The sequence below is a fragment of the Dietzia aerolata genome, assembly GCF_014144865.1.
Taxonomy (GTDB): Bacteria; Actinomycetota; Actinomycetes; order Mycobacteriales; family Mycobacteriaceae; genus Dietzia; species Dietzia aerolata.
Map to the genome: position 1 here is coordinate 1 of NZ_JAALDM010000302.1, position 1,047 is coordinate 1,047.

At 68.9% G+C, this 1,047-nt stretch carries 1 protein-coding gene; it reads left to right on the plus strand.

Annotation, left to right across the window (positions count from 1 at the left end):
• Window positions 1–40 precede the first annotated feature (40 nt).
• Entirely contained in the window at window positions 41–958 is a 918-nt protein-coding gene (locus tag G6016_RS15385) for an ArdC-like ssDNA-binding domain-containing protein (RefSeq protein WP_182633487.1), read from the plus strand.
• Window positions 959–1,047 lie beyond the last annotated feature (89 nt).

Genomic DNA, 1,047 nt, shown 5'->3' on the forward strand with positions numbered 1-1,047 from the left:
CTAGTATGGTGGTACACCAACAAGGAGAGGGGAAGCCGAAATGGCCACCAAGCGCAAGACCACCATGACCCCCAAGCAGCGCGAAGCCGCGCGCGCAGCCCGTGAGGCCAAGGTCGAGGCGATGCAGGCCGACCTCGCCGCCGGGGTCGCCGCGCTGGCCGATTCCGAGCAGTGGCGCCGCTGGCTCGACTTCCTCGGTTCGTTCCACACCTACAGCGTGAACAACGCCCTATTGATCCAGATTCAGTGCCCGCACGCCTCGCAGGTCGCAGGCTTCCGCGCGTGGCAGGGCAAGGGGCGGCAGGTTCGCAAGGGAGAGACCGGGATCAAGATTTTCGGCAAGCCGTTCCGCAAGGTCACCGAAGAGGACGAGCAGACCGGCGAGAAGGTCAGCAAGTGGGTCAAGTGCCCGCCGCCCGTCGCGACCGTCTTTGACATTTCGCAGACCGACCCCATCGAGGGAGTCGAGCAGCCGACCGCGCCCGTGGCCCAGCTCCAGGGCGACGACCCCGCCGAGCTGTTCGAGCGCATCAGCGCCCACATGACGGCCCAGGGATGGACCGTCGAGCGCGAGCAGATCCCCGGCGCGACTAACGGTTACTGCATGGTGGACGGCTCCCGCCGCATCGTCGTTGACGCCGACCTCAGCGACGCCCACGCCGCGAAGACGATGATCCACGAGGCCGCCCACGCCCTGCTCCACACCGACGACGACGGCAAGGCCACCAAGGACCAGGACAGCGCGACGCGCGAGGTCGAGGCCGAGAGCGTCGCCTACGTCGTCGCAGGCACGCACGGACTCGACACCGGCGACTACTCGTTCGGATACGTCGCCAGTTGGGCCGGAGGCGACACCGCAGCGATCAAGGCGACCGCCGCCCGAGTCCAGGCCGCCGCCCATGCCCTGCTCGACGCGATCAGCGGCGAGCCGGAGGCCGCCGCGCCGGTCGCAGCCTAGCCCACTCCCCCGCCCATCGCCGCGAGGCAGACGGGCACCAGGACCGGCCGCCGCCGACCCATCGTTGCAGGTCACAGCCCTATAACGAT